The sequence below is a fragment of the Bacillus sp. MT94 genome (assembly GCF_058792475.1).
Genome location: NZ_JBXAEZ010000020.1, coordinates 1 through 2,315, shown reverse-complemented (window position 1 = coordinate 2,315; position 2,315 = coordinate 1). Strand labels below are relative to the sequence as shown.

Below are 2,315 nucleotides of genomic sequence, written 5' to 3'. Positions count from 1 at the left end.
GTCCCTGTGAGAGTAGGACGTCGCCAAGCAAAAACCTAAGTCGTTTCGACTTAGGTTTTTTTGTGTTTATTTTTATTACTTAAAATATAAAGGTAAGAATTACCTTTTATAAGGGTATAGTCGAGATATAAAAGAATGTTTGTGATCTTATATAAAAAGGTTATGCGAAAAGTAGCAATCTAGCTCTTTTTGCATAACCTTTTGTGTTTTTAAAGGATTTTACATAAGAAAAAATCTATAATTAAGGTAGTTAACATATATTTTTGATGGGTGTGGGGGATTATGAAAGAAATATGCATGTTATTAGTGGCTGTTATATTATGGGGGACAGCTATTGCGCCAACAAAATGGGCGTTAGAATCTATTCAGCCGTTTACTTTGTTGTTTATTCGTCTTTTCTTTGCAGGTGGAATTTGTATGCTATTTTCATTTAAGCAACTACAAAAATCAGTTGTACATAAAAAAGTTCCATGGAAAAGAATGAGTTTGTTAGCTTTTACCGGTGTAGCTGGGTATTTTATGTTCACATCGTACGGTATTTCTTTAACAAGTGGATTACATGTTAGTATCATAGATGCTGCATTACCATTAGTTACAATTCTTTTTTCAGCAATCTTCTTGAAAGAGAAAATTCGATTGAATTATTGGATAGGAATTATATTGGGTGCTATAGGAGTACTCTTTATTACGATTCCATCTAAAAGTGCTGATCAAGAAGTGTCTTTAATAGGAGATATACTGATATTATTAAGTACTTTTCTATTTGCTTTCTACACGGTTTTGCTAAAACGACCAAAACAAGAACAGTATTTATCAAACGAGGTTTTTACAACATTAACTTTAATTATCGGAGCTGTTATTCTATTACCATTTGCACTGGTAGAAATTCTTTATTACGGTTTACCGAAGATTGAAACTTGGAAAACGGGACTTAGTGTAATATACCTTGTTATTGGAGCAACAATTTTAGCGTATTGGTTGTGGAATAAAGCGCTAGAGAGAGTTTCAGCATCAGTAAGCGGATTATATTTAAATGCATTACCATTAATAAGTATTGTTACTTCAATTATTCTATTAAATGAATCTCTGACATGGAGAGTAATAATGGGAGCAAGTTTAGTTTTAATCGGAGTAGGATGGGCGGATAAGCAAAAGTTATGTAATCTATTAAAAGGTAATAAGGTGAAGAATAGAGACTGTTAAACAGTATGATTTATATAATTGACATGTAAAAAAGATACCTTATATATGAGGTATCTTTTTTATTTAGCAAAGATAATAAACTAAAATTAGTATGGATATTCTTTGCTGTATTTATATGTGTCGAAATCATTTTGAAATATTGTTTGAACAAGTTGTATACATTCAGTATCATAAAAGCTTTCAAAAGTTGGATGACGGGGAAATAAAGGATCAGTAATATCGCCTTCGCTAAAATTCCCTTTATAAATCATGGCGGGAGTTTGATGATGCCATGATGTTGAGAACTCATTTATTGGTGCGTTTTTTAATTCGAAACGCTTTTCTAATTCTTTCATTTCCTGATCAAAGTTTTCTAAGTATATATAATTGGTGACATATTCTTCTTCACCAGCTATATATTGTTGTGTGAAATGTGGGTTAATATCACTTGCGTGAGCCCCTTTCATAAATAGATAATATAGAAATTGTTTAAATGAGATCCCTTTGGGGGAATTTTCATCTTGATATAAAAACTTTCGGATGGGTTTCCATTCGGGATTTTCCATATAAGGAGGTCCAATTAAGGATACGAAAGAACTGACTGCTCTCCTATAAGGGTTACGAACAAGTTTAAACGTTTCTTTTTGTTTTTCTCGCAACGCTACTCCTAGTCGTACACTATAAGCAGGTGTACTTTTGTATATATCATATTCATAATTATGAATGAAAGGACTATAACTTAGAGCTGTTTGCAATAAATCAATCTGGTAAAAGAACCAATTGGCAAGAGAAGTGCAACCGCTTTTTTGACTCCAAAATAGAATGATGGGAAACTTCCTATGATAGTGTGGGCTTCTTGAATGGGCGCTTATGGTGTTTAATAAAGAAGGATCGAACAAGTTCTACACTCCTTTCAGTTATTTTACTGATATGTATGAGGAATAAAGAGGGGGTATGAGAGTCTTTTTCATCTTTTTTTAAAAAATGAAAGATTAATATTGACTATTATTATATAGAGGTGTAATATAGGACAAGTCGCCGATGACATTAACGTCGCAAGCGACAAACGAAATAAAAAACTTAGTTGACATTAACTAACGAAGATGTTAACATAAGGAAGTCGCAAATGAGCG

2 protein-coding genes are annotated in these 2,315 nt (G+C 32.3%); one reads left to right on the top strand and one right to left on the bottom strand.

The features are described 5' to 3' along the window. The first annotated feature begins 282 nt into the window (after positions 1-282). Positions 283-1,203: a DMT family transporter gene (locus tag AC1Q51_RS27775; protein ID WP_000658283.1), complete on the top strand. Its 921-nt coding sequence runs from the start codon at positions 283-285 to the stop codon at positions 1,201-1,203. 86 nt (positions 1,204-1,289) lie between these two features. Here the strand turns inward: AC1Q51_RS27775 and AC1Q51_RS27770 are convergent, their stop codons facing one another. Further along, the gene (locus AC1Q51_RS27770) at positions 1,290-2,081 is read right to left on the bottom strand and encodes a sulfotransferase family 2 domain-containing protein (protein WP_000460203.1); all 792 of its coding nucleotides are present in this window, start codon (positions 2,079-2,081) and stop codon (positions 1,290-1,292) included. Positions 2,082-2,315: the final 234 nt, after the last annotated feature.